Below are 1553 nucleotides of genomic sequence, written 5' to 3' on the forward strand. Positions count from 1 at the left end.
CGTCCTGCGCGTCGCGCAGTGGCTGGCCGATTCGGCGTAGCGCAGGGTATCGGGAGGGGGCGCCCGGCGAACGTCGCGCCCGGGCTTGAAACGGGGCGCGCAACCCGCCATATTGGCCGGGTGTCACCCGTTCAACGACGTACCGAGAGGATCGTTCATGCGCCTGCTGCTCGCCCTGTTGCTCCCGTGGTTCCAGTTCTTCACGATCGGCCGCCCGATCGCCGGGATCATCTGTCTCCTTCTGCAACTCACGATCATCGGCTGGCTGCCGGCCGCGATCTGGTCGGTGTATGCGCTGAGCCAGTACAAGACCGATCGGAAGATCGATGCGGCGTTGCGCGGGCGGGGGTGAGGCGCAATGAGGCCGGCAGATTCCTTTCCGGGTAGTTCGGCCCCGCAGTTTGCATTTCGGTAGAAATTTATATATTTTGTTCGTATCGAGAGATACGATTTGTATAGATTTTTGCCGAAATGACGAATTCCTGCACCATTCAGCTTCACGCCGCCGGTCACTGGCACGACATCGGCAGCGTCATCTTGTTCGGCGAGCCTGACGAAGGATGGCGCGCTCGCGCCTACTCGGGCTACGGCGTTGAATGGGTCGTCCGTCATCAGGCCGCGCGCGATGCGCATGCGACGTCGTGCACCTTTCCCGTCGAACTTGAGCCGCTGGCGACATCCCATTGGCCGGTCTTCCTGATCGATTTGTTGCCCCAGGGTTTCGGTCGCCAGGAACTGTTGCGCCGCCTCGATTTGCCGGAAACGGCCGAGGAGCGTGCCGATTGGCCATTACTGCTGGCGGGAGCCGGCAATTCGATCGGTAATCTGCGGATCAAGGAAGCCGCGCAGTGGCTTGCCGAGCGACAGGGGCCGCAGCAAGGTTTCACGGACGACGATGTCGCCATGCGCGGGGACGCATTCAGCGAATATCTCGCCGAACACGGATTCTTCGTTGCGGGCTCCTCGGGTGTGCAGGGTGAATGGCCGAAGCTATTGCTGACCCGTGCCGACGATGGGCTGCTCTATCTCGATCACACGCTGCCCGACGAGCGTGCGGTTGCCCACTACATCGTCAAGTTCGGGCGCGGCAGCAACGAGCGCCTTGCACAGATTCTGCGCCACGAAGCGCCCTACATGGCGTTGGCCCAGCGTCTCGGTCTGCGCGTGCATGCACCGCTGACGCTGCGTGAGCGGGCGGTGTTCATTCCACGGTTCGATCGCGCGCGAGTGGGTGACGGCGTTGTCCGGTTCGCCCAGGAAAGCATTGCTTCGTTGACGGGCAAGGCCGGCTTCGGCGTCGTGCCGAGTCACGACGAGGTATGCGCGCATCTCGTACGGCAATGTACCGATCCTCAGGCCGAGGTTGCGGAGTACTTGTGTCGCGACGTCGCCAATCTTGCGTTGGGCAATAAGGACAATCATGCGCGAAACACCGCGTTGCAACGCGATTTCCAAGGACGCATCGCGTTGACGCCGCTTTTCGACTTCGCGCCGATGTATTTGCATCCCGATGGCATTGCCCGACGCATGCGCTGGGAGGGAAATGACGGTGG

General features: G+C 62.1%; 2 protein-coding genes. Both read left to right on the top strand.

What is annotated here, in order from left to right:
* Positions 1–157 precede the first annotated feature (157 nt).
* The gene (locus tag AC3IFE_RS24690; RefSeq protein ID WP_006480346.1) at positions 158–352 is read left to right on the top strand and encodes a YqaE/Pmp3 family membrane protein; all 195 of its coding nucleotides are present in this window, start codon (positions 158–160) and stop codon (positions 350–352) included.
* Between the two features lie 119 nt (positions 353–471).
* Positions 472–1553, top strand: a 1082-nt coding sequence (locus AC3IFE_RS24695) for a type II toxin-antitoxin system HipA family toxin (protein ID WP_489192600.1), incomplete at its 3' end; no start/stop codon positions are given.

The organism is Burkholderia sp. APQ4-4ca (assembly GCF_057837105.1).

Coding starts and splice junctions, on each gene's coding strand:
- AC3IFE_RS24690 (WP_006480346.1), top strand. CDS start 158: ATGCGCCTGCTGCTCGCCCTGTTGCTCCCGTGGTTCCAGTTCTTCACG.